The organism is Amycolatopsis sp. NPDC048633, from assembly GCF_040650695.1.
In the GTDB taxonomy this organism is placed as follows: Bacteria; Actinomycetota; Actinomycetes; order Mycobacteriales; family Pseudonocardiaceae; genus Amycolatopsis.
In genome coordinates, this window is the sequence record NZ_JBEZHS010000001.1 from 234048 (window position 1) to 257215 (window position 23168).

The window sequence follows — 23168 nt, forward strand, 5'->3', positions numbered from 1 at the left end:
ACGTCAGAGCTCCGCCAGCGCCTCCACGTACCCGTCGGCGTCGTATTCGAGCGTCTCGGTGTCCAGCAGGCTGCCTTCCAGCGCGTCGATCAGCTGCTCGAAGACCTCGTCGCGGTCGAGTTCGCCTTCCTGGAGGCGCTGCGCGGCCTGCCAGGCTTCGACGGGCTCGTCGTCCCACAGCTGGTCGACGATGGTCGCGCGCAGCACCAGCCGCTGCTCTTCCTCGTCCTCGTCGGCCTCGGCGATGACCAGCGCCCGGCGCTGCTCGGGGTCGGCGGGGTCGAGGTCGACCTCTTCGTCCTCGATCTCCGTGGTCAGCGACGGCACCGCGAACATCCGGCGTTCCAGCGCGTCCGCCAGCTCGGTCGGCGACAGATCGCCGACGTCGCCGAAGTAACGCTCCAGCGGGGAGTCGTCTTCGTCGGCGTACTCGCTCAGGTAGTCGGCGACGGCCTCGTCGAGCGTGGCGACCGCGGTCTCGGTCAGCCCGGCCCGACCGGCCGCCCACTGCACCCAGGCCAGCACGACCGGCTCCACGGCCTCCTCGTGGTCGGCATCGAGCTCGAACTCTTCGCTGAGCAGGCCTTCGAGGAACCGCGCGATCTTCTCCGGCCCGACGCGCAGCGGGTTCGCGGGGTCGGTGGCCAGGCCGTGCTCCAGCAGCAGGCGCCCGATCGCGCGGGCGGCGCCGGCGTCCTCGCCGCTCGCCGCGACGAACTGCTCGACGACGGCGGCGCGCTCGGTCTCGGACCACTCGGCGACCTCGGGGACGAGCGCGGGTTCCGGCAGCGCGCGGGACCACGTGAGCGCGACCGCGTGGAAGCGCGCGTAGTCCTCGCTGACGTCGGCTTCGTCGAGGTGGTCGGTCACGGCGAGGCCGTCGGAGAGCAGGCGGTGCGCCTCGGCGGGGGCGACGGCCTCCAGCACGACCAGCTCGGGGTCGGCGTCGGCCTGCGCCCGCATCTCGGCGAGGACCTCGCCGGGCTGCTCGATCACGACGAGGTCCCGCACCCGGCCGCCCTCGGTGAAGTCGAGCAGCGCGAGCAGGCCGTGCGCCTGGTCGCCGTGGGTGAAGACGCAGAGCAGGGACGACTCGTCGCCGAAGACGTCGCCGGTCCGCCAGCACTCGCCGGCGGTGACCTGGCCCAGGTCGCCGGCCCAGTCCGGCGCGGGGATGCCGCGGCCGAGGACGACCTGCAGCCCGTCTTCGGCGGCCTTGCGCTCGACGTCGGTCTCCGCGACGACCCTCAGCGCGGCCAGCAGTGCGGCGGCGCCCGGCGTGATCTTGCGCTGCGCGAAGGCGATCAGCTCGAGGCCGAGCGAGTCTTCGCCGTCCTCGACCGGCACGTCGTGGAACTGGCCGAGAACCTCGGAGGCGAGCAGCTCGACGTCGACCGGCGCGGGGTCGGCGCCCAGCGCCGAAAAGTCGTTCAGGATGTCCTTGAACAAGCCGGTCACGCTGTGGGTGACGGGCTGCGGGGCTTTCTTGCGGGCGCGGCTGACCGGACTCATACGCCCATGCTTTCAGAGCTGGTCGCGGTGGCCCTGGCGCGGGTCCCGCCGCGGGCTCGGCGGGGAGGCGCCGAGCCGGACGGCGGAACAGGGCCACCGCGACATCGCTGGCCAAGAGCGTCGCCGCCTTGGCGGAACCTTCGATGTCCCGGTGCACGTGAAACACCGGTTCACCTCGGTCAACGAGGTGCGCGCGGCGAGGATACGGCTTTGGGCAAGGCAATGCGCGCGGCACGGATTTCCGTGATCAGCCGGGTTTTCCGGCGGTGGGTTTCCACCAGGGTGGCGAGGTGAGCGGTGAATTCGTCCGAGGTGTCGGCCCGCTTGTGCAAGGTGCGCAACAGCTTCAGCCGGCGCGCGGCTTCCTGGTAGGCCTGCGGGTCCTTGCGCTCGATGAGCTCTTCGACGTGCTCGCGGAAGACCGGGATCGTCTCGGCCGGGTGCTCGGCGGCCCGCCGCTCGGCCAGTTCGAGCTTCAGCTCCGGTGACGCCCCGAACCGCACGCACGCGCGCCAGGCTTCGTCCGGACGGCCGTCGTCGAGCAGGACGCGGGCCAGTTCGTCGGCGTGCCGGACGTCCTCGGCGGCCAGCTCGCGCAGGCGGGCCAGCGCGGCCCGGCGCTGCGTCGTCCACTTGCCGTCGGCCATCGCGGCTTCGCGCAGCGCGGCGAACGTCTCGCGGTCCGGCCCGGCGTCGAACTCCTTGCGACGACGGGAGGTCTCGTCGTCCGGCACCGGCTCCGGCGCGTGCCCGTTCTTGTCGTGGGTGAGCGCGCGGGCGGCGTGCGCGATGGCCTCGCTGTGCCGCCCGGCGGCCCGCAGCACCCGGACGATCTTGAGGCTGACGTCACGCCTCGGCGGCTTGGCGGACAGGATCGCGACCAGCTCGTCGACGTCGCCGTGGACCTCGGCCAGCTGCTCCCGCAGCCGTTCGGCGACGTCCCGGCGGTGTCCCGGCCCGCTCGCCGTCAGCACGTCGTCCACAGTGGACTTGATCCGGCGCAGGCCGGGTTCGCCCAGCGCCGTCGCGAAGTCGGCGAGGTCGATCGACGGCCGGCCCGGGCCGTCGAACTCGACCTCGAGGATCCAGTCGGCCAGCTTCTCCGGGTCGGGCGGCCGGGCGGCGCACGCGCGGGCGTACAGCTCCACGGCGCGGTCCAGCCGGTCGCCGAGGTCGCCGGCGTGGTCGCCGGACAGTTCGAGGACCTCGCTGATGTCGTCGACCGTGCGGCGGGCCAGCGGGGCCAGGTCGGCGCGGCTCCCGAGGTCGAGCATCCGCTGCAGCGTGTCGAGGACGGCGCCGACTTTCGCGGTGTACTCGCCGTTCCCGTCGGTCACCGCGGTGTCGAGCAGCCGGTGCGCCTCGCTGACGTCACCGGATTGGGTGGCGGCGCGCAGTTCGAGCGAATGCCGCAACTCAGGGTCACGCTCGGCCTGGGCGTGCAGCAGGTCCGCCAGCGTCTCCGCGTCCAACGTGCGCAGGTAGGGGCGAAGATCCGAGTGGGGACTCACGCGGACCAGTCTGCCCGAGCCCGGCCGGTGCGCGTGTGGGCCAACCGCGTGCTCTTTTCGGCATAGTCAGTGACTTTGCGTGAGGTCTTCATCGGCGCCGCAAGTCGTCGAGCACGGCTTTCATCGGCCACGGTTCCGGGACGCGCGGCCGTCGTGACCGTGCGTGCCGGGGTCGCGGGATCGCGGACTGCATCGTCGGCACCATGATCGGGACGACCGGCACGGGCACCCGTGCGACGAGCCGGCGCACGACGACGAGCAGGAGCGCGGCGCCCAGCAGCAGGGCCGCGCCCGCGGCGATCGCGGCGGCGAGGGTGCGGCGGCCGTCGTCGAGGGTGAGCTGCACGGCGTACTGGCTCTGCTGCGAGTACAGGAGGCCGAGCTGCTGGGAGACGCTGTACGCGGCGCCGCGCCACGTGGACTCGGGGATGGGCAAGGGTTCTCCGGCCGCGAACGCGTCCTCGGCGGCGGCCAGCCTGCTCCAATCGGCGCTGCGGGTGAGCGACTCGTACGCCACCCGGCCACTTTCCGTGAGCTGCGGGGCGATCCGGTCCAGGTCGGCCCGGTAGGCGGCCACGGCCGCGGTGAACGGCCGCCGCGTCACGCCGTCGATCCCGGCCAGGGCGAGGGAATCGGAGCGATCCATGCCTTCGGCGACGGAAAGCAGGTCGACGGCGGTGGTCTGCTGGTACGCGGATTCGGCGTCGGGCGCGCGGCGGGCGTAGTCGCGCAGCCCGGCGATGGCGACGTCGATCCGCTGGGTGAAATTCGCGTACGCGGCGGTCCGTTGGTCGGGCGCGGACATCGCTTCGCTGCGCTGGCCCTGCAGGGCGACCACGGCGCGGGCGGTCCGGCCTGCGGCCTCCGCCGTGTCCATGGCGCTGTCGCGCGTCCGGTTCGCTTGGTGGACCAGCAAGAACGCGATCACGAGAGCCACGACGACGAGCGCGCCGCCGGGCACGAACGCGATGCACAGCATGCGTCCGCGGACGGATCGCAGGTACTTCAAGACGTTCCTTCCCGTGCTCCAAGCCCCGCAAGCATCCCGACCAAGTTCAACCTATTGAGTGAGAGATTCACCGGTCAACGGCAGTCCGCCATACGGCTGCTAGCTCACCGTGACCACCTAGGACAATCACCGAGTGACCTTCGACGACGTGACCCAGCGCCTCCGCGGCTTCGCGGCGGCCCGCGCCTGGGAGCCGTACCACACCCCGAAGAACCTCGTGATGGCGTTGTCCGGCGAGGTCGGCGAGCTGACCTCGCTGTTCCAGTGGCTGACGCCGGAGGAGTCCGACGCGTGGCGCGAAGACCCCGCGCTGGAAGCGAACGTCCTGGACGAGATCGCGGACGTCACGCTGTACCTGCTCCAGCTGGCCGACCGGCTGGGCGTGGACCTGACGGCCGCGGCCCACGCGAAGATCGACCGCAACGAGGTCCGCTTCCCGCCGCCTGCGAGCTAGCCCCAGAAGATCCCGTCCGGGTTGCGCTCGACCTCGGCCAGCAACGGCGTGGGCGTGCTCGCGACGGGAGCGTCCGGGTGGGTCAGCCACCGGCCGTTCCGATCGGACCAGCGCACCGACCAGATCCCGAACTCGTCGAGGCGCAGCTGCGCGATCTTCTGTTCGGTCCACTCGGGCCCGGCCTGCGGCGACCAAGGCGCACGGCACTCGACGATCGTGACCGCCCGGCCCCGGGTCCGGCACTCGACGCGAACCTGGTCGTGCAGGTGCTCGGGGACGCGTTGCGCGCACCACCGTTCGATCTGCCGGAGCGCGAGTTCCGGAATTCCCGCCATGGTCACAGTGAACCCGAGCCCGCGGTCGGCCGCCGCCCCACCCCCGGGTCAGCGAGGGTCACCGCGGTGTCGGCTCGGCGATCCACCAGCCGCCGAGCAGGGCGCCGACGCCCAGCACCGCGAGGAAGATCCCGCCGGCCAGGGGTGTGCCGCCGAACATGCCGATGACCACGATGAACATCAGCAGCAGGCCGACTCCCATGAGCACCCGTCCCCCGAGCACCTTCGTCACCCGAGCGGACGGGGCGGCCGTGGCTCGCACCGCGGGCGGTGGTTCGAAGCCGAGCGCCACCGGTGCGACGCGGACGTCGACCACTTCGGCGCCCAGCTCGGCCGCCCGGGCCAGCCGGGGTTCGTTGGCCGATACGGTCGCGTCGGCCACGAGGTGCGTGACGCTCGCGGTCAGCTTCTTGGCCAGCTGGACGCCTTCGGCGAGCACCCGGGCCCGCATCCGGTCCGCCGCCACGGTGGTGCCGAGCACCAGCACCCGGGTCGCCTTGCCGCCGGCCGAGGGCTGCAGGTCGGCGCCGGCCACCCCGAGGGCGGTCGCCACCTCGCGCAGCTCGCGCGCTTCGGCCGCGGTCACGACGCCGTCCCTTTCCGCGATTTCCCGCAGGGCCGTCACGAGCTGCTCGTGCGTCGACCGCACCCGCCGTTCGGACAACCCGGCCTCGGTCGCCGTCGCGGCCAAGGTGGCCACTTCCTCATAGGACAGGTGCTGGTCCGCGAGGACTTCGGCGAGCAGGTCCAGGTAGGCGTCCCCGCTCCGGCCGGCCGCGACCCGCTCGAGCGCCTCGGCCATCCACCCCGGCTCGACCGGCAGCGCCTCGGCGCGCGGGAGCAGCCGTCCGCCGGCGAACCGCGGCAGACCGGGAAAGACCGGTGGCGACGCGAACGTGAACCCGTACCGCCCGAACAGGCCGGTGACCAGCTGGGCGACCGTCCGCGCGCCGGACAACGCCGACCGTCCGGGCCCGGTGGGCACCGCCAGGGCGTGGGCCACCGTCGCGAGCCGGTAGTTGGGCAGCCGCACCACCGACTGCGCGGCCGCCAGCGTCGAGACGCCCGGCAGCACGGGCATCCGGACGCCGAGGGACCTGATCTCGAAGTCCAGGAAAGCCGTGACGGAGGCCAGGTCGTGGGCCACGACCACGCTGCCGGCGCACAGGTCGAGCAGCGGCCCCAGCACGTCGCCGAACGACGGCGCGTCGTCGAGTTCGGCGCGCGTGATGCCGTGGACGACCGCCGGACCGGGCGGAACCCCGGCGCCGGGGTTCACCAGCGTCGTCAGCTCACCCACGATCGAGCCGTCGGCGTGGACCCGCACCGCGGCGAGCTCGACGACGCGCCCGGGGCGCAAGCCGGTCGTCCGGATGTCCACCGCGGTGAAGTCGGTTCCGTGCGCGGGGTGGCCACCCGCGCCGAGCAGCGAGAGGGATTCGATCACGCCCGCTGGTCGTTTCCCGGCCGCACCTTGTGACAGCTTTTCGGCGCGCGGCCGTTGTTCGTGACGCGATCGTGACGGCAACAATCCGCCGGATAACGACTGGTGGGCGATCACCAGCCGATCCGTAACAAGGGCGGGAGATTTCGCGAGTACACCGTCGGCACGTCGCGTTCGAGGAACGAGGAATCCCGGCATGAAGCGTTTTCCGAACTGGCTGAAGATCGTCTTGGCCGCCTTCGCCGTCCTGTTCGTACTGGGCGCGATCTTCGGGAAGGCCCCGGAGCCGAAGCCCGCGGCCGTCGCGGCGCCGGCACCCACGACGACCGCGTCGAGCAGCACGCCACCCGCTCCTGTCACCTACACGATCGGGTCCGTGACGGACGCCGCGACCGTGGTGGTGAACGGCACCGACGGCACCAGCAAAACGGTGCGCGTCCTCGGTGTCACGGCGCCGGTCGTCACCACCGGGTGCTACTCGGCGGAATCACTCGCTTGGGCGACCACGACGCTTTCCGGGAAAGCCGTGACGCTCGGCGCGGAAACGGCGCAGGGCATCGCCGTGACCTTGGCCGGCGGCCAGGACTACGCGGCTCTCGCGATTCAAAGGGGTTATCTGAAGTACGCGACGGACGCCGCATTGCCCGCGCTCGCGGCCGCCGAGACCGCGGCGAAACTGGCGACCAGCGGTCTGTGGGGACCGCCGTGCAACGGGACCATCGACGTCCCGGCGCCGACGCCCACACCCACGCCGACGCCGACCCCGGAGCCGGTGGTCACGAAGGCGCCGCCGGTGGCCCCGCCCGTGCGGACCACCGAGCGAGAGCCCACCCCGGAGCCCGATTCCTCCGCGTACTACAAGAACTGCGCCGCGGCGAAGGCCGCCGGAGCCGCACCATTGCACCGCGGCGAACCCGGCTACCGAGCCGGCCTCGACCGTGATGGCGACGGCGTGGCCTGCGAATCGTGATCTAACCTGGACCGATGACGACCGCCGACGAGCTGCTCGGCAGGCTCGCCGCCCTTGACCGTGAAGGCCTGGCGAAAGTGCTGGCCCACCGGCCGGACGTGCTGCACGAACCGTGGCCGCGGCGGCTCGACGTCGTCGCGGCCCGGCTCGCGTCCGCGCGGTCGGTCGACGATGCCGTGCTCGGGTTGTCGTTGCCGCAGGTGCAGGTCGTGCGCGCCGTTCAGCTGTGTTACGCGCTGGGGCGGCGACCTACGCCGATCGCCGAGATCGGCCGGCTCCTCGGCACGACCACCGTGGAGTCCTTTGTAGACGACCTCGCCGAGCGGGCCCTGCTGTGGCGTGACTCCGACGGCGTCCGGCTCCCGGAACTCCTGCACCGGAGGAGCTTCAGCGCCGAAGGCCTCGGCCAGCCCGTCGCGGACCTGCTCGCCGAGATCGGCCGGAGCCGCGCGGCGCACCTGTCCCGAACCCTCGGGCTGCCCGAGGGCCTGAAGGAGCTCGTCCACTTCTTCCGCGACGGTGACCGCGTGCGCGAACTGTTCGGCACCGCCCCCGAACCCACCCGGAAGCTGTTGCAGGACATGGCCGACGGCGTTCCCGAGGCCGACGGGGTGCTGCCCTTCCACACCGTCGAGGGTTGGGCGTTCGAGCACGGTTTCCTGTTCGGCACCTACCACGGCAGCGCGGCCATGCCGATCGAGGTGTCGCTCGCCCTGCGCGGCCCGGACCACCAGCTGCCGTTCGCGCCCGACGAACCCGAGTACGCCGTCGTCCACATCGGTGCCGAGTCGGCCGAGGCGACGTCGTCGGCCGCCGCGCTGCGGCTGCTCGACCGCGTCTCGGCCATCCTCGAACTCGCCGGCGCGGAGCCGTTTCCGCTGCTCAAGGACGGCACGATCGGCTCGCGGCTCGTCAAGAAGGTCGCCAAGGAAACCGGCGCGTCACCTGCGGAAATCGAGCTGGCCATCGACCTCGCGGCGCAGGCCGGCCTGCTGCTGGCCGACGAGCCACCGCCGCCGCGCCGTGGTCAGAAGGCGCCGCCGCCCACGCTGGCGCCGGACCCCGACCTCGCGCGCCCCACGCCGGCGCTGCTCTACCGCCTGCTGCTGACGACCTGGTGGGAGCCGGCGCCGCCGCCGGAGGACGAGATCGATGTCGACGCGCTGGTGCGGCGTGTGATCGTGCGGCTGCTGGCACGGCTCGAGCCCGGTGCCGCGATCGCCGACGCCGACGCGCTGGCCCGCCTCGCCGAGTGGCACGCGCCGATGCTGCCGACCGAGGAGTTCGCCGCCCAGGTCCGGGACGCGCTCGCCGAGTCGGAGCTGCTCGGCGTCGTCGCGCACGGCGCCGTCACCGCCACCGGCCGCGCCCTCCTCGGCGGCGCCGGGCTCGTCGAAGTCACCGACGAACTGGTCGCCCGCGCGCGGACGACGGCGTTGTTCGGCACCGACCTGACCGCGATCGTGCCCGGCTCACCCGACGCCCGGCTCGCCGCGTCGCTCGACCGCGTCGCCGACCGCGAGGCCCAGGGCACCGCGACCAGCTGGCGGTTCTCCCCCGCGACCGTCCGGCGGGCGTTCGACCAGGGCGCGACGGCCGCCGAACTGCTCGACGAGCTGGGCGCGATCGCCGCGGGCGAGCTGCCGCAACCGCTGGTGTACCTGGTCAACGACGTCGCGCGGCGCCACGGCGAGGCACAGGTGCTCGACGTCGCGAGCGTCGTCGTCGGCGAACCCGCCGTCCTCGCCGAGCTCGCCGCGCACCGCAAGCTCGCGAAACTCGGCCTGCGCGCGGTGGCGCCGACCGTCCTGACGTCCACTGTGGACTTTTCCGGCACGCTCGACGCGTTGCGCGACGCCGGGTACGCGCCGACCCACCACGCCGCCGACGGCAGCATCGTGCTGCCCGCCCGCGAACCGACCGAGCCCAAGGCCGTCGTCCGCGACGCCGGCCCCGGCGAACGGCCGCCCGATCCCCTCGACCACGCCGAGCGGCTGCTCGCGGCGCCGCTGACCGGCCCGAACCTGCTGCGCGGGCAGCTCGCGCGGGCGATGAGCGACCGCTACGCAGGCCGTCTCACGACGAAGCAGCAACAACTCTGCTGGCAGCTCGAAGCCGGGATCCCAGCGGACGTCGTGTATCAAGCGGACAACGGTCCGACCCGGCTGGTGATCGCGTACCCGGAGCTCGACGGCGACGTCCTGGACGTCTGGTCGCTCGGCGACCACGCATACCGGCGGCTCGAGCTGGCGCGGATCGACCTGGGCTAAGCCTCGACGGCGGTGAGCCGCGCGAAAACCACGACGTTGTCGAGGTAGTTGCCGCTCGACCGGTCGAACGCCCCGCCGCAGGTGATGAGCCGCAGCTCGGCGTCGGCCGTGTCGCCGTAGACCTGGTCCGTCGGGAAGTCCGCCTTGGCGTAGCGCTCGACGCGGTAGACGGTGAAGACCGCCGTCCGGCCGTCGGTGCGGCCGACCTTCGCCTGCTCACCCGGGTGCAGGTCCTTGAGCCGGGAGAAGGCGCCGGGGACGTGCTTGTAGTCGACGTGCGCCGCCAGCACCGCCGGGCCGGCCTCCCCGGGCGACGGCGCGCCGGTGAACCAGCCGACCGTCGTGGCGTCGCCGGGGACCTCGAGCTCACCGCCCGAGGTCAGCCCGAGGTCCTTGATCCCGTCGGCCCGCACCCCGATCGCCGGGATGCTCAGGGAGGCCGGTTTCGCCGCCGGGAGCCCGTCACCCGACGGCGTGGTGGTGGTCGACGGCGCGATCCCGACAGGCGTGGCGGACGGTGGGGCGACCTGCTCCGGCGCGTGCGGCGAGAAGGCGAGGACGAAGGCCACCACCAGGATCGCGCCGAGCGCGGAGACGACCGCCGTGACCGCCGGCCACAGGCGCGGGTGCCTCAACTCGCGCGCCGGCGCAGGTAGAGCACCATGCCGCCGGACGTCGCGGCGGCGAGCAGTGCGCCGCTCAGCACCAGGAACGCGGGGGCGCCTTCGTCCGGTTCACCGCCGCCGGTGGCCACGCCGCCGACCGGCTTCACCTTCACCTGGCCGCCCGTCGTGGACTTCTTGGTGCTGGTGGATTTCGGTGCGGTGTGGGTCTTCGTCGTCGACGGCCGCTCGGCCGTGGGCGTCGACGTGTTCTGCTGCGGACGGTGGGGCAATGTGTCGCAGGCGATGCCGTCGTGATCCGCGTCCAGATTGTTCGGGTCGCCCGGCGTTGCGTCGAGGACCGCTTGTGCCTCTTCTTGGTATTTGAAGTCAGGGCAGTCGACGTCCGCGGCGAGCGGCGTCGCGAGCTGCGCGGACGCGAGGGAAACGGGGCCGAGAAGAGCGAGCCCGGCGACAGCCGTAGCGGTCGTCAGGACACGACGAAACAAGGACACCGGAAGGTCCTTTCAGGGAGAATCGGGGTGATTGCGTGGTTACTATCGCGGCCCCGGCGGGGCTGTTACGGACTATTCCGGAATTCCGGAAATGCCAGCAGCCCACCAAAATCCGGGAGGCTGGTGATTCTTCGCCATTCGCCTCTGACCAGCGGAATCAGCGACAAGAATGCATACCGAAGGGTTTGTTACGAGATTCGCGGTCACACTTTGGGGGTAATTGCCCGGGCTCGGCCGGTGTGACGTGCGGACCAGCCGTCACCGCGGCGCGCTCGTACCCCGTAACCTGGGGATATGCCGATCCAGGTACTGCTCGTCGACGACCACGAACTGGTCCGCCGCGGGCTTCGCGACCTTCTCGGCGACGAGCCCGACATCGAGGTCGTCGCCGAAGCGGGCAGCGTCGAAGAGGCGCTCGCGGTGGCGATGCACGTCGAGCCGGAGGTCGCGGTGGTCGACGTCCGCCTCGGCGACGGCGACGGCATCACGCTCTGCCGCGAGCTGCGGTCCAAGCCGAACCCGCCGGCCTGCCTGATGCTGACCGCGTTCGACGACGAAGAGGCGATGGTCGGCGCGATCATGGCCGGCGCCGCGGGTTACCTGCTGAAGCAGGTGCGCGGGCAGGACGTGGTGTACGCGGTGCGCGAGGTCGCGGCCGGGCGGTCGCTGCTGGACCCGGTGAGCACCGCGCGGGTGCTGGACAAGATGCGGCACCCGCCGACGGACGACCTGGCGACGCTGACCGAGCGCGAGCGCGACGTGCTCGAACTGATCGGCCAGGGCCTGTCGAACCGCGAGATCGCCGAGCGGCTGTTCCTCGCCGAGAAGACGGTCAAGAACTACGTCACGTCGGTGCTGGCGAAGCTCGGCATGCAGCGCCGGACGCAGGCCGCCGCCTGGATCGCGCGCCGGGAGAAGTAACTCCGCGCAGCCGTCTCGTCCGCAAGCCGCCGTTCGCTGCGTCCTTTTCACCTGTCGTCACGGTCCGCCACGTCCATCAGCGGTTTCACCGCGCCACATTCACTCGAATGTGAGTCGAATATATGTTCGATGGGCCGGTACGATCTTCGGTGAGGGCGATGAAGGGAGGCTGGATGACCCGAGAAGGATAGGTCGCGGTCAGTCAAGTGGGAGGTCGAACGCGACGAGCGTGCCGAGACTGGGCGAGGAGTTCAGGAAGAACTTTCCGCCCGCGGCGTCCGCGCGTTCGGCGAGATGACGCAGGCCACGGGTGGCGACGCCTTGGGGGACGCCGGAACCGTTGTCCCGGACACGGAGTTTCACGCCGTCTGAGTCCCTGGCCAGGGTCACGCGGGTTTCGCTCGCACCGGAGTGTCTGACCACATTGGACAGAGCTTCGCGCAGGGCGGCCCGGATGTGGTCGGCGCTTTCCGCGGGGATGTCGGCGAATTCGCCGGACAGCTCCAGGGTCGGCGGGTACCCGAGCAGCTCGCCGGCGATACGGACCTCGCCGCGCGCCGACTCGGCGAGGTCGGTGGGCGTGCCGGTGTCGTGGCGAGGCTCCGGTGACCTCAGCGCGCGCACGGTGCCCCGGATCTCCTCGATGGTCTGGTCCAGCTGGTCGATCGCGTCGGATAGCCGCGCGCCATCGGCCTGGGCGAACCGCTTGCGCATGTTGCGCCGAACCCGGTCGAGCTGCATCCCGGCGCCGTAGAGCCGCTGGACGATGACGTCGTGGAGTTCGCGAGCGATCCGTTCCCGCTCTTCGTAGAGCGCGACGCGGTGGCGAGCGTTGGCGCCTTCGGCAAGCGCGAGCACCACCCCGGCCTGCGCGGCGAAGGCGACGAGCATCTCGACGGTCCCAGCGGAGAACGGCTCCCGCCCCCGCTTCCGGTAGACGGTGAGCGCCCCGAGAACCCGCCCCCCGGACCCGAACGGCGCGGCAGCGAACGGCCCGTAGCCATGGAGCTCGGCGGGCACGTAGGGCGCGGTCCGCGGATCGACGACGAAGTCGGCGCTGGCCACGGGCTCACCACCCCGGGCCACCCGCCCGGCAGCGGAGTCGGCGGGGAGGGAAAGTCCCCGCAAAGCCTCCCCGGCGCTCACGAGGCTTGCTGCGATGTCCGCGGCCGGGTCGCCGAGCGAGGTGACTGGCTCACCGGCGGACTCTGCGGCCGCTGGCCCGGCGCTTCGCTCACCGAGCGGAGTGGCGGTCTCGGCTCCGGGTGTCGCAGGGTGGGCGGTGGCGTAGTGGGCTGCTTCGACCATCACCCGGCCGTCTTCGGCGCTGACCATGGCCAGGCCCAGGTCCGCGTCGGCCAGTTCGGCCGCCCGGGCGACGACCGTGTCGAGCACCGCTCCCGGGTCGTCGCCGGACAGGGCGGTGCTCGTGATCTCGGTGGCGGCGGACAGTGCCCGCGCGGCAAGCGTCGGATCCATGAGTTCCGTCATTATCGCGCGACGCTGCGGCGGCGCGGCAAGCACGCTTCGAGAATCGATCACGACACCGGCACCCGCGCCACGACCCGGCCGTCGCGGACCTCGAGGACCACGTCCGCGCCGTCGGCTTCTTCCGCGCGGTGGGTCACGTGCACGACCGTCCGGCCGGCCAGCGCCTCCCGCAGGTGCGCGCGCACGACCTGCGCTGTCGGCTCGTCGAGGTGGGCGGTCGGCTCGTCGAGCAGCACGAGCCCCGCCGACGGCGCCCCTAGCAACGCCCGCGCCAGCGCGACGCGGTGTGCCTGGCCGCCCGACAGTCCGCTGCCGCCGCTGCCCAGCAACGTCGACGGGTCCAGGTCGGCCAGCGCGGCCTGCCGCAAAGCCTCGCGGAGGTCGTCCGGCGTGGCCGTCGGCTGCGCGAGCCGGAGGTTCTCGGCCACCGTGGTGCCCGCGAGCATCGGCTCCTGAGGCGCCCACACAACCCGCCCCGGGACGGCGACCAGGCCACGCCGAGGAGCGAGGAAGCCCAGCAGCGCGGCAACGAGAGTCGACTTGCCGGCACCGCTCGGCCCCACGACCGCGACGTACGTGCCGGGCGCGAGGTCGAGGTCGACATCGCGCAGGACCACCGGCCCGCCGGGCCACCCGAGATCGGCTCCACGCAGCAGTACACGGCTCCCGGCCCCAGCCTCGACCGGCTCGCCGCGCTGCCTAGCGTCACCCGGCGTGCCAAGGCGCGCGCCCCCGACCGACTCGCCGCGGAACCGGGCCTCAGCCTCATCCGGCACACCGCGCTGCCCAGCGTCGCCCGCCGCGCCAGAGCGCTCGCCCCCGACTTCCTCCAGTACGACGCGCGCGGGCTCGGCCGGGGCCGGTGTGTCGGCCAGGCGCTGCCGGGCGCGCTGGAGGGTGTCCCAGTGCTGTGCGGCCGGTGGGAGCAGCGCCAGGACCTCCGCCAGTGCCAGCGGTACCAACGCCAGCAATGGCGCCAGCACCGCGTCGAGGCTTCCCGCCGCGACCGCCTCGGCGGCCAGCGCCGTGCTGACCACCGCACCCGCTCCACAGGCCAACGTGATCAGGGCTTCCGCCGCGCCCGCGCCGAACGCCTGGCGGCGGGCCTGCCCCACCAGGTGCGTGTCCGCCTCCGTGAGCGCGAGGCGGTGGTCGCGGTCCGTGCCAAACGCCAGCAACTCCGCCGCCGCCTCGAACAGCACCAAGACTCGCGATGCCACTTCGCGACGGCCGTCCGCCAGGGCCGTTGTCGCGCGGCGTTCGGCGCGCAATGCCACCCAGGGCGCGCACAGTCCGAGCGCCACCGCGACCGTCAGCGCCAGCCCCGCGGCGGGCAGGACCCACGTCTGCACCGCGATCGCCCCCGCCGCGACCAGCGCGACCACCAGCGGTGGCGACACCACCCGCGGCAGCAAGTCGCGCACTGTGTCGACGTCGGCGACCAGGCGACGCTGTCCCTCGCCCGCGCGCAGGCTCCTGGCCGGCCCGAGCCGGACCAGCGAATTCCACAGCCGCACCCGGAGGCGGCCGGCGATGCGGAACGCCGCGTCGTGCGTGACCAGCCGTTCCACGTACCTCAGCCCGGCGCGGCCCAGCCCGAACGCGCGGACGCCGACCACCGCGACCGTCAGCGTCAGGATCGGCGGCTGCTGCGACGCCTTGGCGATCAGCCAGCCCGACGTCGCCGTCAGCGCCACCCCCGCCAGCAGCGCCAGCGCCCCCAGTGCCGCGCCGCCGAAGAGCCGGCCGTCGAGCAACGCGCGCCACGGCAGCGGCGGCCGAGCAGCGTCCACAGTGGACTCCGCCGCAGACGGCAAGACGTCGGGCGGTAAGTCGACCGCCGCCGTGTGCTCGTGGGCCGCGATGATCGCCGCGGCGCCGGCGTCGACCGCTCGCTGGACCGCGTCGAGCACCAGCCGCGCGTTGGCCTCGTCCAGGTGGGCCGTCGGCTCGTCGAGCAGGAGCAGCCACGCGCCGTCGCGGATCCGGCCCAGCGCCCGGGCGACCGCGACGCGCTGCCGTTGCCCCAGCGAAAGCTGAGCCACCGGACGGTCCGCGAGCCCGCTCAGCCCGAGCTCGGCGAGGAAGACGTCCGAACCCAGCTCGTCGCGGACCGTGCCGCCGGCGAACACCGGCGACTGAGGAACCCACGCGACCTGCTCGCGCCAGCGCGCGAGGTCGGCGTCGGCCAGGTCCGTCGAACCGACCGTGATGACGCCGTCGTGGACCGGGACGAAACCGAGCAGCGCCGAGAGCGTCGTCGACTTGCCGCCGCCGCTCGGGGCGCGGAGCCAGACCGTCTCGCCCGGGCGGACCGTGAACGTCTCGCCGTCGGGTGCGAACCCGCCGCGTCGTGCGATGCGCAGGGACGACACCCGAAGTGAGCCACGCGAAGGGACCGCGGTCCCCGTCGTGGGTGCCGGCTCGGCCAGCAGGTCCGCGACGCGCCGGACCGCTTCGACGCCGTCCTCGCTCGCGTGGAACGCGGCGCCCACCGCGCGCAGCGGCTGGTAGCACTCCGGCGCGAGGATCAGCACGCCCAGGCCGATGGCCAGCGGCAGGTTCCCGCCGACGAGCCGGACGCCGATCACCACCGCGACGAGCGCGACCGACAGCGTCGCGATCAGTTCGAGCACGAACGCCGAGGAGAACGCGACCTTCAACGTCTTGAGCGTCGCGCGGCGGTGGCGTTCGGACAGCCGCCGGACCGTCTCGCCCTGCGCGGCGGCGCGGCGGAACGCGGTCAGCACCGGCAGCACGCGCACGAGCTCGAGGAGCCGTTCGGACATCCGGTGGGTCGCGTCGGTCGCGCCGGCGACGCGCCCGGCCGTGAACTTGCCGACGAGGATCGCGAACACCGGGAGCAGTGGCACCGTCAGGACGACGATCACGCCGGACGGCCAGTCGGCGAACAGGATCGCCGCGCCGGCGCCGAGCGGCACGACCGCCGCCGTCACCAGCGCGGGCAGGTACTCGCGGAAGTACGCGTCGAGCGCGTCGAGGCCGCGGGTCGTCAGCGCCGTCAGCTCGCCGTGGCCGCGGCGGGCGATCCACTCGGGGCCGAGGCGCAACGCGTGGTCGACGGCTTTCGCGCGCAGCTCGCGTTGCGCGGTCGCGGCCGCGCGGGCGGAGACCGTGCGCACCGCCCAGCCGATCAATGCGCGCGTCGCGACGAGCGCGAGCAGCGCGGCCAGCTGGGCGGTGCGTCCCCCGGATCCCGCTCCGACGATCGTCGCGAGGACGTCGGCGAGCAGGAATGCCTGGGCCACCAGGGCGGCGGCGTTGAGGAACGACAGGAACCCCACCAGGGCCAGCGCTCGGCGCACTTCCGGCACGAGGGCCGGCAATGCGCCGAGCGGGCCCTTTCCCGGCCGCGCCGAGTCCACTGTGGACTCCGAGGCGGAAAGGGGAGCACGGCCGGGAAGTTTGTTCATGGCGCGTGGACCGCCGGAATGTGCTGGGTGCCGATGCGCTTGCGGAACACCCAGTACGTCCAGCCCTGGTAGATCAGCACCGCGGGGGCCCCGAAGACGGCGACCCAGGTCATCACCGTCAGCGTGTACGGGCTCGACGCCGTGCCGGCGATGGTCAGCGTGTTGGCGACGTCGGCGGTCGACGGCAGGACGTTCGGGAAGAGCGCACCGAACATCGTGACGGCGGCCCCGGCGATGACCACGCCGAGCGCGGCGAACGCCTGCCCGTCGCGGTCGGCGCGCAGCCGCAGCCAGGCGAGGACCGCGGCGACGGCGCTGATCCCGAACGCGAGCAGCGTCCACAGCGTGCCGCTGCGCCACTGGACGACCGAGAGGAACGCGACGATCGGCACCATCGCGAACGGCAGTAGCCGAACAGCCAGGGTCCGTGCCCGTTCCCGCAGTTCACCGGTGGTTTTGAGGGCGAGGAACGCCGCGCCGTGGGTGATGGAGAAGGCGGCGACGGCGACCGCGCCGAGCAGGGTGTCCCAGCGGAAGGCGGCGAACGCACCGCCGACGCGGTTGCCGTCGGCGTCCAGGGGCAGGCCGAGGACGGTCGTCGCGAGGATGAGCCCGACGCCGAGCGGCGGGATCCACGAGCCGGCCACGATCACGCGGTCCCAGGTGCGGCGCCAGCGGTCGGAGTCGACCTTGCCGCGGTACTCGAACGCGACGCCGCGGCCGATGAGGGCGACCAGCACGAGCAGGAGCGGCAGGTAGGCGGCGGAAAAGAGGCTGGCGTACCACCCGGGGAAGGCGGCGAACATGGCGCCGCCGGCGACGATGAGCCAGACCTCGTTGCCGTCCCAGACGGGCCCGATGGTGTTGACCATGACGCGACGCTCGGTGTTGTCGCGCGCGAGGACCGGCAGCAGCATGCCGACACCGAAGTCGAAGCCTTCGAGGAAGAGGTAGCCGAGCCAGAAGAAGGCGATGACGACGAACCAGACCGTGGCGAGCGTCATCGGGCCCCTCCTCCAGCGCGGTAGCCGTGAGTTATCCACAACCTGCCGAGTTGTCCACAGGTCGGCTGTGGGTAACTCACGAGAGTGAAGACACCAGCACTGTGGGTGTCCATCGAGTCCACCACCTCAGTACGCGAAGGCGAGCGCGTCGCCCTCGGTCTTGTCGGAGTCCTTCGGAGGCGGCATCACCGCGTCGACGCCGCCGCGGATGTACTTGCGCATCAGGTACAGCTCCACCACGCCGAGCACCGCGTAAACCGTGGTCAGCGCGATCAGCGACGTCCACACTTCGCCCGTCGTCAGACGCGAGACCGCCTGGGCCGTGAACATCCACACCCCGTCGACACCCGAGGGGTTCGGGACGACCACGAACGGCTGACGGCCCATCTCCGTGAAGATCCAGCCCGCGCTGTTGCCCAGGAACGGCGTCGCGATGCCGCCGAGGACCAGCAGCGGGAACCAGCGGCCGCTCGGGAGCCGGTTCTTGCGCGTCAGCCACAGGGCCAGCAGGCCGATGCCCGCCGACACCGCGCCGAAGCCGATCATCATGCGGAAGCCCCAGTACGTCACCGGCAGGTTGGGCACGTAGTCGATCGGCTTGCCCGCCAGCGAGCCCAGCTCGGGGTCGTCCGGGTAGTTCGTGCCGTACTTCGCCTGGTACTCGGTGATCAGGTCCTCGACGCCCTTGACCTCGGTCTTGAAGTCGTTGTGCGCCAAGAAGGAGAGCAGCGCCGGAACGGTGAACGTCTTGACGTCCTCGCAGTTCGAACCCGCGACGTCGCCGATCGCGATGATCGAGAAGCTCGCCGGCTGCTCCGTGTGGCACAACGCTTCCGCCGACGCCATCTTCATCGGCTGCTGCTCGAACATCAGCTTGCCCTGCGTGTCACCCGTGATCGCGAGGACCGCGAAGGCCGCCACGCCGACCCAGCCGCCGAGACGCAGTGAAGTCCGCCAGACGTCCTCGTGGTCACCGCGCCGCCAGAGGTGCCAGCCCGCGACGCCCACCAGGAACGCCGCCGCCACCGAGAACGCGCCGGCCAGGGTGTGCGGGATCGCGGCCAGCGCCGTGTTGTTCGTCAGCACCGCCCAGATCGAGTTCATCGTCGGCTTGCCGTCCTCGAACGTCACGCCGACCGGGTGCTGCATCCACGAGTTCGCCGCCAGGATGAAGTACGCCGACGCCATCGTGGCCAGCGAAAACGCCCAGGCGCACGCCAGGTGCACCTTCTTCGGCAGCCGGTCCCAGCCGAAGATCCACAGGCCGAGGAAGGTCGACTCGACGAAGAACGCGACGAGCCCTTCCATCGCGAGCGGCGCGCCGAAGACGTCGCCGACGAAGCGCGAGTACGCGCTCCAGTTCATCCCGAACTGGAACTCCTGCACGATCCCGGTCACCACGCCCATGGCGAAGTTGACCAGCAGCAGCTTGCCCCAGAACTTGGTCATCTTCAGGTGCCGCAGCTCGCCGGTGCGGACCCAGCGGGTCTGCATCGCCGCGACCAGGATCGACAACCCGATGGTCAACGGGACCATCAGGAAGTGGTAGACGGTGGTGATGCCGAACTGCCACCGCGCTAGCTCAAGGACCTCCACGTGGTCCAGCGTGCTCCGGGGCCGGGGCCACAGCCAGATCAAGTGGTCCTGTCCGGCCCAGGACCAACGTCCTGGGTGACTACAGCTGGTCGAGCGCCTGCCGCGCCTCGTCCGCCACCGCGCGCCGCGGCCCCGTGTCGCCGAGCTCCAGCACGTGCTTCAGCGCCAGCGCGTACGCCGTGCCGAACGCCTTGTCCGCGTCCACCGGGAGGTCCGGCCGGACGCCGGTGCCTTCCCAGTTTTCCCCGGTCTCCGGGTGGAACGAGCGCGCGATCGACACCGTCACGTCGAGGTAGGTGTCCACTTTGTACTGCTCACGCGGGTGGGCGCCGCCGCGGCTCGCCTCCCCCACGGTCTTCGCCCGGCCCTGCTGCTGGAGGGAGAAGGCGAGGTCCTCGCCGCCGGAGAAGGTCCGCGGCCCGGTGAGCACCCAGACCGGCTTGGTGCCGCCGAACCGGAGGCCCGGGACGTACGGCAGCGTCCACATCTGGAGCGTCTTGTGGCCTTCGCGCTCGTAGATGTCGAGGTAGTGGACCTGCTCGTCGACGAGGTAGGTCTGCAGCAGCGCGCTCGTTCCGGGGGTACCGCCGCGGTTGCGGCGCACGTCCAGCAGGAGGGCGTCGGTGGGCGCGAGCAGCGTCATCGCCGCCGCGATCGCGGGGCCGGCCAGCTCGGGCGGGTAGAGCATCGTCGTGTCGAGGTAGCCGACGTTGCCGGCGAGTCTCTTGACCTCGGCGATGCCGAAGCCCTCCAGCTCGGCCTCGAGCCGGAAGCTGTCGGAGTTCACCGCCGCGTCGCCGTCTTCGGCGACCGGGTCGACGTGGTGGCGCAAGCGCAGGTGCTTGTCGCCGTTCACCGACTGCAGGTCGGTCGTGACCAGCGCCGCGAATTCCGCGTCGCCGAGTCCGCCGTACGCGCCTTCGCCGAGACGCTGGCGAAGCACCTCCGCGAGCTTCGTCGCGACGTCCGGGAAGACGTAGTGAGCTTCCAACCGGCGGATGACCTCGTCGACCTGCGCACCACGCGCTTCAGACCCCATGGTGGTCAACCTACCCCAGGCCACAATCGAATTTTCGGTATGCCGAAGAAATTTGTGTGACGCGACTGGATGACAAATTCATGACCACCGATCCAGCAATTTCGCGGAAGCCATCAGCTTGCGAGGTTCCGAATCTCCCCTTTATCGTTGCAGTGAAAGGGGCGAGAAATACATATGACTTCCGCGATGGTGGCGCTGATCAGCGCGTTCGGCCTGGTCCTCGCCGTGGAGCTGCCGGACAAGACGCTGGTCGCGACCCTGGTGCTGACCACCCGTTTCCGCGGTGGCCCGGTATTCGCCGGGGTCTGCGCGGCGTTCGCCGTGCAATGCGTCATCGCGGTCGCGTTCGGCAGCGTGCTGACGCTGTTGCCGGACGTCGTCCTTTCGCTGGTCGTCGCCTCGATGTTCGGCCTCGGCGCTTTCATGCTCCTTCGCGAAGGATTCAGCGAAGCGGACGAAGCAGGCGATGACGCTTCGCGCGTCGGTTCCGCTCCGGTGTCCTTCCTGCGCTCCGCGATGACGTCGTTCGGCGTGCTCTTCGCCGCCGAGTGGGGCGACGCCTCCCAGCTCGCGACGGCCAGCCTCGCCGCCCGGATCGGCAACCCCGTCGCCGTCGGTGTCGGCGCGTTCGCCGCGCTCATCGTCGTGGCCGGGCTCGCGGTGTTCATCGGCGGGAAGATCCGCAACCGGATCCGGCCGAAGCTGATCCAGCGCTGCGCCGGGTTCGCGTTCGCCGGTTTCGCGGCGTTCGCCCTGCTCCAGCTGGCCTTCTGACCGCCGGCTCACAGGTTCACCCGGTAACCTTTCGGAAACGAAAGGGTGGAAGCCAGGTGAACAAGCCCCTGCCCGCGGTCTCGCCGCTGCACGGCCGGATCGCGCTCGGCGGCATCGGCCTCGCCGTGGCCATCTCGATCGACCTGCACCTGCGGCTCTCCGGCCAGGTCAGCCCGATCTGGCAGACGCTGTCGGAGTACGTCTACGGCAAGCTCGGCTCGTCGTCGGCCGCTCCCCTGTTCAGCGTGATGTGCCTGGCCCTTTCGCTCGGCTCGGTCGCCCTGCTCGCCGGCATCGCGAAGGCGCACCGGCCGGGCACCACGGCCGTCTGCCTGCTGGTCGGCGTCTGGTCGGCCGGGCTGCTCGTGTGCGGGCTCGTGCCCGTGGACCCCGACGGCCAGGCGCGGACGCTGTCCGGGCAGGTCCACAACCTCGCCGCGCTCACGGCGTTCGTCGCGCTGCCCGCCGCCGCGTTCGTGCTGACCAAGCGCGGCCGCGAGCGCTGCCCCTGGGAGCCGCGCCGGACGACGATCCGGCGGCTCGCCACGGCGAGCTTCGCCAGCATCGCCGTGGTGCTCGGCGGGTTCGTCGTGACGCTCGTCGTCGGCCCCGCGCAGCAGGACGTCACGCTGGGTCTGTTCGAGCGGCTGCTGTTCTCCGTCGACGTCGCTCTGCTGCTGACCATGGTCCGGCCGCTGCTGGCGGTTTCGCGCCGCTAAGTACGCAGGATGTCGGCCAGCCGGACGGCGGCCGCGACGACCTGCGGACCCACTTCGGCGGCCTTGAGCGGTTCCAGCGAGACCACTCCGACGCTCGCCTTCAGCCCCGGCACCCCGCGGACCGGCGCCGCGACACCGGACGCGCCCGCCTCGAGCTCACCCGTCGACGTCACCCAGCCGTCGCCGCCCGGGCGCAGGGACATCGCCTTGCCGGCCGCGCCCGACGTCAGCGAGTGCCGGCTCCCGACGCGGTAGGCGACGTGGAAGCTCGTCCACGACGGCTCGACGACGGCGACCGCAAGCGCTTGCGTCCCCTGCGCGACCGACAGGTGCGCGGTCGCGCCGACCTTCTCGGCCAGCTCGCGCAGCACCGGGCCGGCCGCGTCCCGCAGCTGCGGGAGCACCTGCCCGGCCAGCCGGAGCAGGCCGACGCCGAGCCGGACCTTGGTGCCGTCCCGCCAGACCAGCCCGCGTTCCGAGAGCGGCACGAGCAGCCGGTAGACGGCCGCGCGGCTCGCCCCGATGGCCACGGCCAGCTCGGAGATGGTCGCCGCGTCGCCGCCGGCGTCGGCCACTGCCTGCAGCAGCGCGAGGCCCCGGTCGAGCGTCAGCGACCCCTCCCGGCTGGTCACAGCAAGCCGAGTTCGCCCATGTCGGCGACGGGCTGCGCGAACGAGGCCGCCGCGTACGACGCGAAGAGCGCCCGAACGGCCTTCGCGGCCTGCTCGGACAACCCGCGGGCCTCCTCGGCCAGGGCCTCGGCGTCGGTTGACTCCAGCGCCGCCCGGACGTCGCCGCCGGAGAGGCTGCGCGCGGAGGCCACGAGCAGGTTGAGGAAGCCGTGGTGCACGAAGCCGGTGCCGGGGTCGGCGTGCCGGACCGCGCGATGCAGGCTGTTCGTCGCCTTGAACGACGCCCCGCTGGACCCGCTGACGACGGCGAGGAAGTCCGCCACCTCGTCGACGCTCGGGAAGTTCTCGCCCGCCTTGCCGCCGCAGCGGATCTTCGGCCAGCTGCCGTGCTCGATGACCTTCCGCACGCCGTCCAGCCAGCCGACACCGCGCCGCGGCTCGACCACGCGGATGACGTCCTCCGGGACGAACTCCGAGACGCGCTCCAGCCAGACCTCGTCGACGTCCGACGGCGCCGGCATCTCGACCATCCGCAGCGCCAGCAGCTCGCTGCGCGACTCGACGATCGAGATCGCCTTCGGCACCCCGCCGAGGCCGGTGTCGATGATCAGCGAAAGCGGCAACGGCTGCTTGGGCTTGATCTTGATCAACTCGGTGATCAGCTCCGGCAGCCGGGAGGCCTGACAGAGGAAAACCCCCAGTACACCGGCGTGCTCGGAGTCCCGGCTCGCGAAGTGCTCGCGCAGGGCTTCGGGCATGGCCGCATCGCCCGGAGGGAACAGCGCCGAGTCGTCGACGAGCCTCGCGAACAGGGGAGGAATTCCACGGGGGCCGGGGGGAGTGAGTTCCACAGCGCTTGACACGAATGACACGCTAGTAGCGTACGACATGAGGACAAAATCGTTCGCACAACGGACACGTCAGAAGGGGTTGTCG

General features: G+C 71.9%; 20 protein-coding genes. 6 read left to right on the forward strand and 14 right to left on the reverse strand.

Going from position 1 to position 23168, the window contains the following annotated elements; all coding sequences use genetic code 11:
• Positions 1–3: 3 nt before the first annotated feature.
• The 3 genes from AB0C38_RS01260 to AB0C38_RS01270 all read right to left on the reverse strand — a co-directional run bounded on the left by AB0C38_RS01260 (position 4) and on the right by AB0C38_RS01270 (position 4032).
• Positions 4–1512: a hypothetical protein gene (locus AB0C38_RS01260; protein ID WP_360664622.1), complete on the reverse strand. Its 1509-nt coding sequence runs from the start codon at positions 1510–1512 to the stop codon at positions 4–6.
• A gap of 179 nt (positions 1513–1691) precedes the next feature.
• Entirely contained in the window at positions 1692–3023 is a 1332-nt protein-coding gene (locus tag AB0C38_RS01265) for a hypothetical protein (RefSeq protein ID WP_360664624.1), read from the reverse strand.
• Between the two features lie 88 nt (positions 3024–3111).
• The gene (locus AB0C38_RS01270; protein ID WP_360664627.1) at positions 3112–4032 is read right to left on the reverse strand and encodes a nitrate- and nitrite sensing domain-containing protein; all 921 of its coding nucleotides are present in this window, start codon (positions 4030–4032) and stop codon (positions 3112–3114) included.
• 133 nt (positions 4033–4165) lie between these two features.
• On the opposite strand from AB0C38_RS01270, the gene AB0C38_RS01275 reads away from it, so the two are divergent.
• Complete coding sequence (locus tag AB0C38_RS01275; protein ID WP_360664629.1) at positions 4166–4486, forward strand: nucleotide pyrophosphohydrolase; 321 nt, start codon at positions 4166–4168, stop codon at positions 4484–4486.
• Here the strand turns inward: AB0C38_RS01275 and AB0C38_RS01280 are convergent.
• Both AB0C38_RS01280 and AB0C38_RS01285 read right to left on the reverse strand, forming a co-directional pair.
• Positions 4483–4821 (reverse strand): DUF3024 domain-containing protein, encoded by a 339-nt coding sequence (locus AB0C38_RS01280; protein WP_360664632.1) that lies wholly within the window; start codon positions 4819–4821, stop codon positions 4483–4485. The two genes, AB0C38_RS01275 and AB0C38_RS01280, sit on opposite strands and share 4 nt — an antisense overlap.
• 58 nt (positions 4822–4879) lie before the next feature.
• Entirely contained in the window at positions 4880–6268 is a 1389-nt protein-coding gene (locus AB0C38_RS01285; protein ID WP_360664634.1) for a 3'-5' exonuclease, read from the reverse strand.
• 193 nt (positions 6269–6461) lie between these two features.
• Between AB0C38_RS01285 and AB0C38_RS01290 the strand changes: the two genes are divergently transcribed.
• Both AB0C38_RS01290 and AB0C38_RS01295 read left to right on the forward strand, forming a co-directional pair.
• Positions 6462–7235, forward strand: a complete 774-nt coding sequence (locus AB0C38_RS01290) for an excalibur calcium-binding domain-containing protein (RefSeq protein WP_360664637.1) — start codon at positions 6462–6464, stop codon at positions 7233–7235.
• Between the two features lie 14 nt (positions 7236–7249).
• Positions 7250–9505: a helicase-associated domain-containing protein gene (locus AB0C38_RS01295; protein WP_360664640.1), complete on the forward strand. Its 2256-nt coding sequence runs from the start codon at positions 7250–7252 to the stop codon at positions 9503–9505.
• Here the strand turns inward: AB0C38_RS01295 and AB0C38_RS01300 are convergent.
• Together AB0C38_RS01300 and AB0C38_RS01305 are read right to left on the reverse strand one after the other, a co-directional pair.
• Positions 9502–10140, reverse strand: coding sequence for a class F sortase (locus tag AB0C38_RS01300; protein WP_360664642.1), 639 nt, complete (start codon positions 10138–10140; stop codon positions 9502–9504). The two genes, AB0C38_RS01295 and AB0C38_RS01300, sit on opposite strands and share 4 nt — an antisense overlap.
• On the reverse strand, positions 10137–10622 hold the full coding sequence (locus AB0C38_RS01305) for an excalibur calcium-binding domain-containing protein (RefSeq protein ID WP_360664645.1): 486 nt from the start codon (positions 10620–10622) through the stop codon (positions 10137–10139). The genes AB0C38_RS01300 and AB0C38_RS01305 overlap by 4 nt, the downstream gene beginning before the upstream one ends.
• Before the next feature lie 294 nt (positions 10623–10916).
• Here AB0C38_RS01305 and AB0C38_RS01310 point away from each other — a divergent pair, with 294 nt between their 5' ends.
• Positions 10917–11543 carry a response regulator transcription factor gene (locus AB0C38_RS01310; protein WP_360664648.1) on the forward strand — a complete coding sequence of 209 codons (627 nt, stop codon included), beginning with the start codon at positions 10917–10919 and terminating at the stop codon, positions 11541–11543.
• Between the two features lie 198 nt (positions 11544–11741).
• Here the strand turns inward: AB0C38_RS01310 and AB0C38_RS01315 are convergent, their stop codons facing one another.
• The 5 genes from AB0C38_RS01315 to AB0C38_RS01335 form a co-directional block, all read right to left on the reverse strand.
• Positions 11742–13022 carry a GAF domain-containing protein gene (locus AB0C38_RS01315; protein ID WP_360664651.1) on the reverse strand — a complete coding sequence of 427 codons (1281 nt, stop codon included), beginning with the start codon at positions 13020–13022 and terminating at the stop codon, positions 11742–11744.
• Positions 13023–13081: 59 nt separating this feature from the next.
• A complete protein-coding gene (cydC, locus tag AB0C38_RS01320) occupies positions 13082–16468 on the reverse strand; it encodes a thiol reductant ABC exporter subunit CydC (RefSeq protein ID WP_360664654.1) in 3387 nt (1128 codons plus the stop codon).
• A complete protein-coding gene (cydB, locus tag AB0C38_RS01325; protein WP_360664657.1) occupies positions 16465–17472 on the reverse strand; it encodes a cytochrome d ubiquinol oxidase subunit II in 1008 nt (335 codons plus the stop codon). The genes cydC and cydB overlap by 4 nt, the downstream gene beginning before the upstream one ends.
• Before the next feature lie 126 nt (positions 17473–17598).
• Positions 17599–19068: a cytochrome ubiquinol oxidase subunit I gene (locus AB0C38_RS01330; protein ID WP_360664660.1), complete on the reverse strand. Its 1470-nt coding sequence runs from the start codon at positions 19066–19068 to the stop codon at positions 17599–17601.
• A 79-nt stretch (positions 19069–19147) separates the two neighbouring features.
• Positions 19148–20107 (reverse strand): S41 family peptidase, encoded by a 960-nt coding sequence (locus AB0C38_RS01335; RefSeq protein ID WP_360664663.1) that lies wholly within the window; start codon positions 20105–20107, stop codon positions 19148–19150.
• Between the two features lie 186 nt (positions 20108–20293).
• Between AB0C38_RS01335 and AB0C38_RS01340 the strand changes: the two genes are divergently transcribed.
• Together AB0C38_RS01340 and AB0C38_RS01345 are read left to right on the forward strand one after the other, a co-directional pair.
• Complete coding sequence (locus AB0C38_RS01340; RefSeq protein WP_360667416.1) at positions 20294–20881, forward strand: TMEM165/GDT1 family protein; 588 nt, start codon at positions 20294–20296, stop codon at positions 20879–20881.
• 56 nt (positions 20882–20937) lie between these two features.
• Positions 20938–21600, forward strand: coding sequence for a DUF998 domain-containing protein (locus AB0C38_RS01345; protein WP_360664666.1), 663 nt, complete (start codon positions 20938–20940; stop codon positions 21598–21600).
• Here AB0C38_RS01345 and AB0C38_RS01350 read toward each other — a convergent pair.
• Positions 21597–22232, reverse strand: coding sequence for a helix-turn-helix domain-containing protein (locus AB0C38_RS01350; protein WP_360664669.1), 636 nt, complete (start codon positions 22230–22232; stop codon positions 21597–21599). The genes AB0C38_RS01345 and AB0C38_RS01350 overlap by 4 nt on opposite strands.
• Positions 22229–23083: a hypothetical protein gene (locus tag AB0C38_RS01355; RefSeq protein ID WP_360667419.1), complete on the reverse strand. Its 855-nt coding sequence runs from the start codon at positions 23081–23083 to the stop codon at positions 22229–22231. Before AB0C38_RS01355 ends, AB0C38_RS01350 begins: the two co-directional genes overlap by 4 nt.
• Between the last annotated feature and the right edge of the window lie 85 nt (positions 23084–23168).

Bases quoted from the DNA above. Each gene is read 5' to 3' on its own strand.
- AB0C38_RS01290 (WP_360664637.1), top strand. From the start codon at position 6,462: ATGAAGCGTTTTCCGAACTGGCTGAAGATCGTCTTGGCCGCCTTCGCC.
- cydC (WP_360664654.1), bottom strand. From the start codon at position 16,468: ATGAACAAACTTCCCGGCCGTGCTCCCCTTTCCGCCTCGGAGTCCACA.
- AB0C38_RS01280 (WP_360664632.1), bottom strand. From the start codon at position 4,821: ATGGCGGGAATTCCGGAACTCGCGCTCCGGCAGATCGAACGGTGGTGC.
- AB0C38_RS01310 (WP_360664648.1), top strand. From the start codon at position 10,917: ATGCCGATCCAGGTACTGCTCGTCGACGACCACGAACTGGTCCGCCGC.
- AB0C38_RS01295 (WP_360664640.1), top strand. From the start codon at position 7,250: ATGACGACCGCCGACGAGCTGCTCGGCAGGCTCGCCGCCCTTGACCGT.
- AB0C38_RS01260 (WP_360664622.1), bottom strand. From the start codon at position 1,512: ATGAGTCCGGTCAGCCGCGCCCGCAAGAAAGCCCCGCAGCCCGTCACC.
- AB0C38_RS01335 (WP_360664663.1), bottom strand. From the start codon at position 20,107: ATGGGGTCTGAAGCGCGTGGTGCGCAGGTCGACGAGGTCATCCGCCGG.
- AB0C38_RS01315 (WP_360664651.1), bottom strand. From the start codon at position 13,022: ATGGATCCGACGCTTGCCGCGCGGGCACTGTCCGCCGCCACCGAGATC.
- cydB (WP_360664657.1), bottom strand. From the start codon at position 17,472: ATGACGCTCGCCACGGTCTGGTTCGTCGTCATCGCCTTCTTCTGGCTC.
- AB0C38_RS01340 (WP_360667416.1), top strand. From the start codon at position 20,294: ATGGTGGCGCTGATCAGCGCGTTCGGCCTGGTCCTCGCCGTGGAGCTG.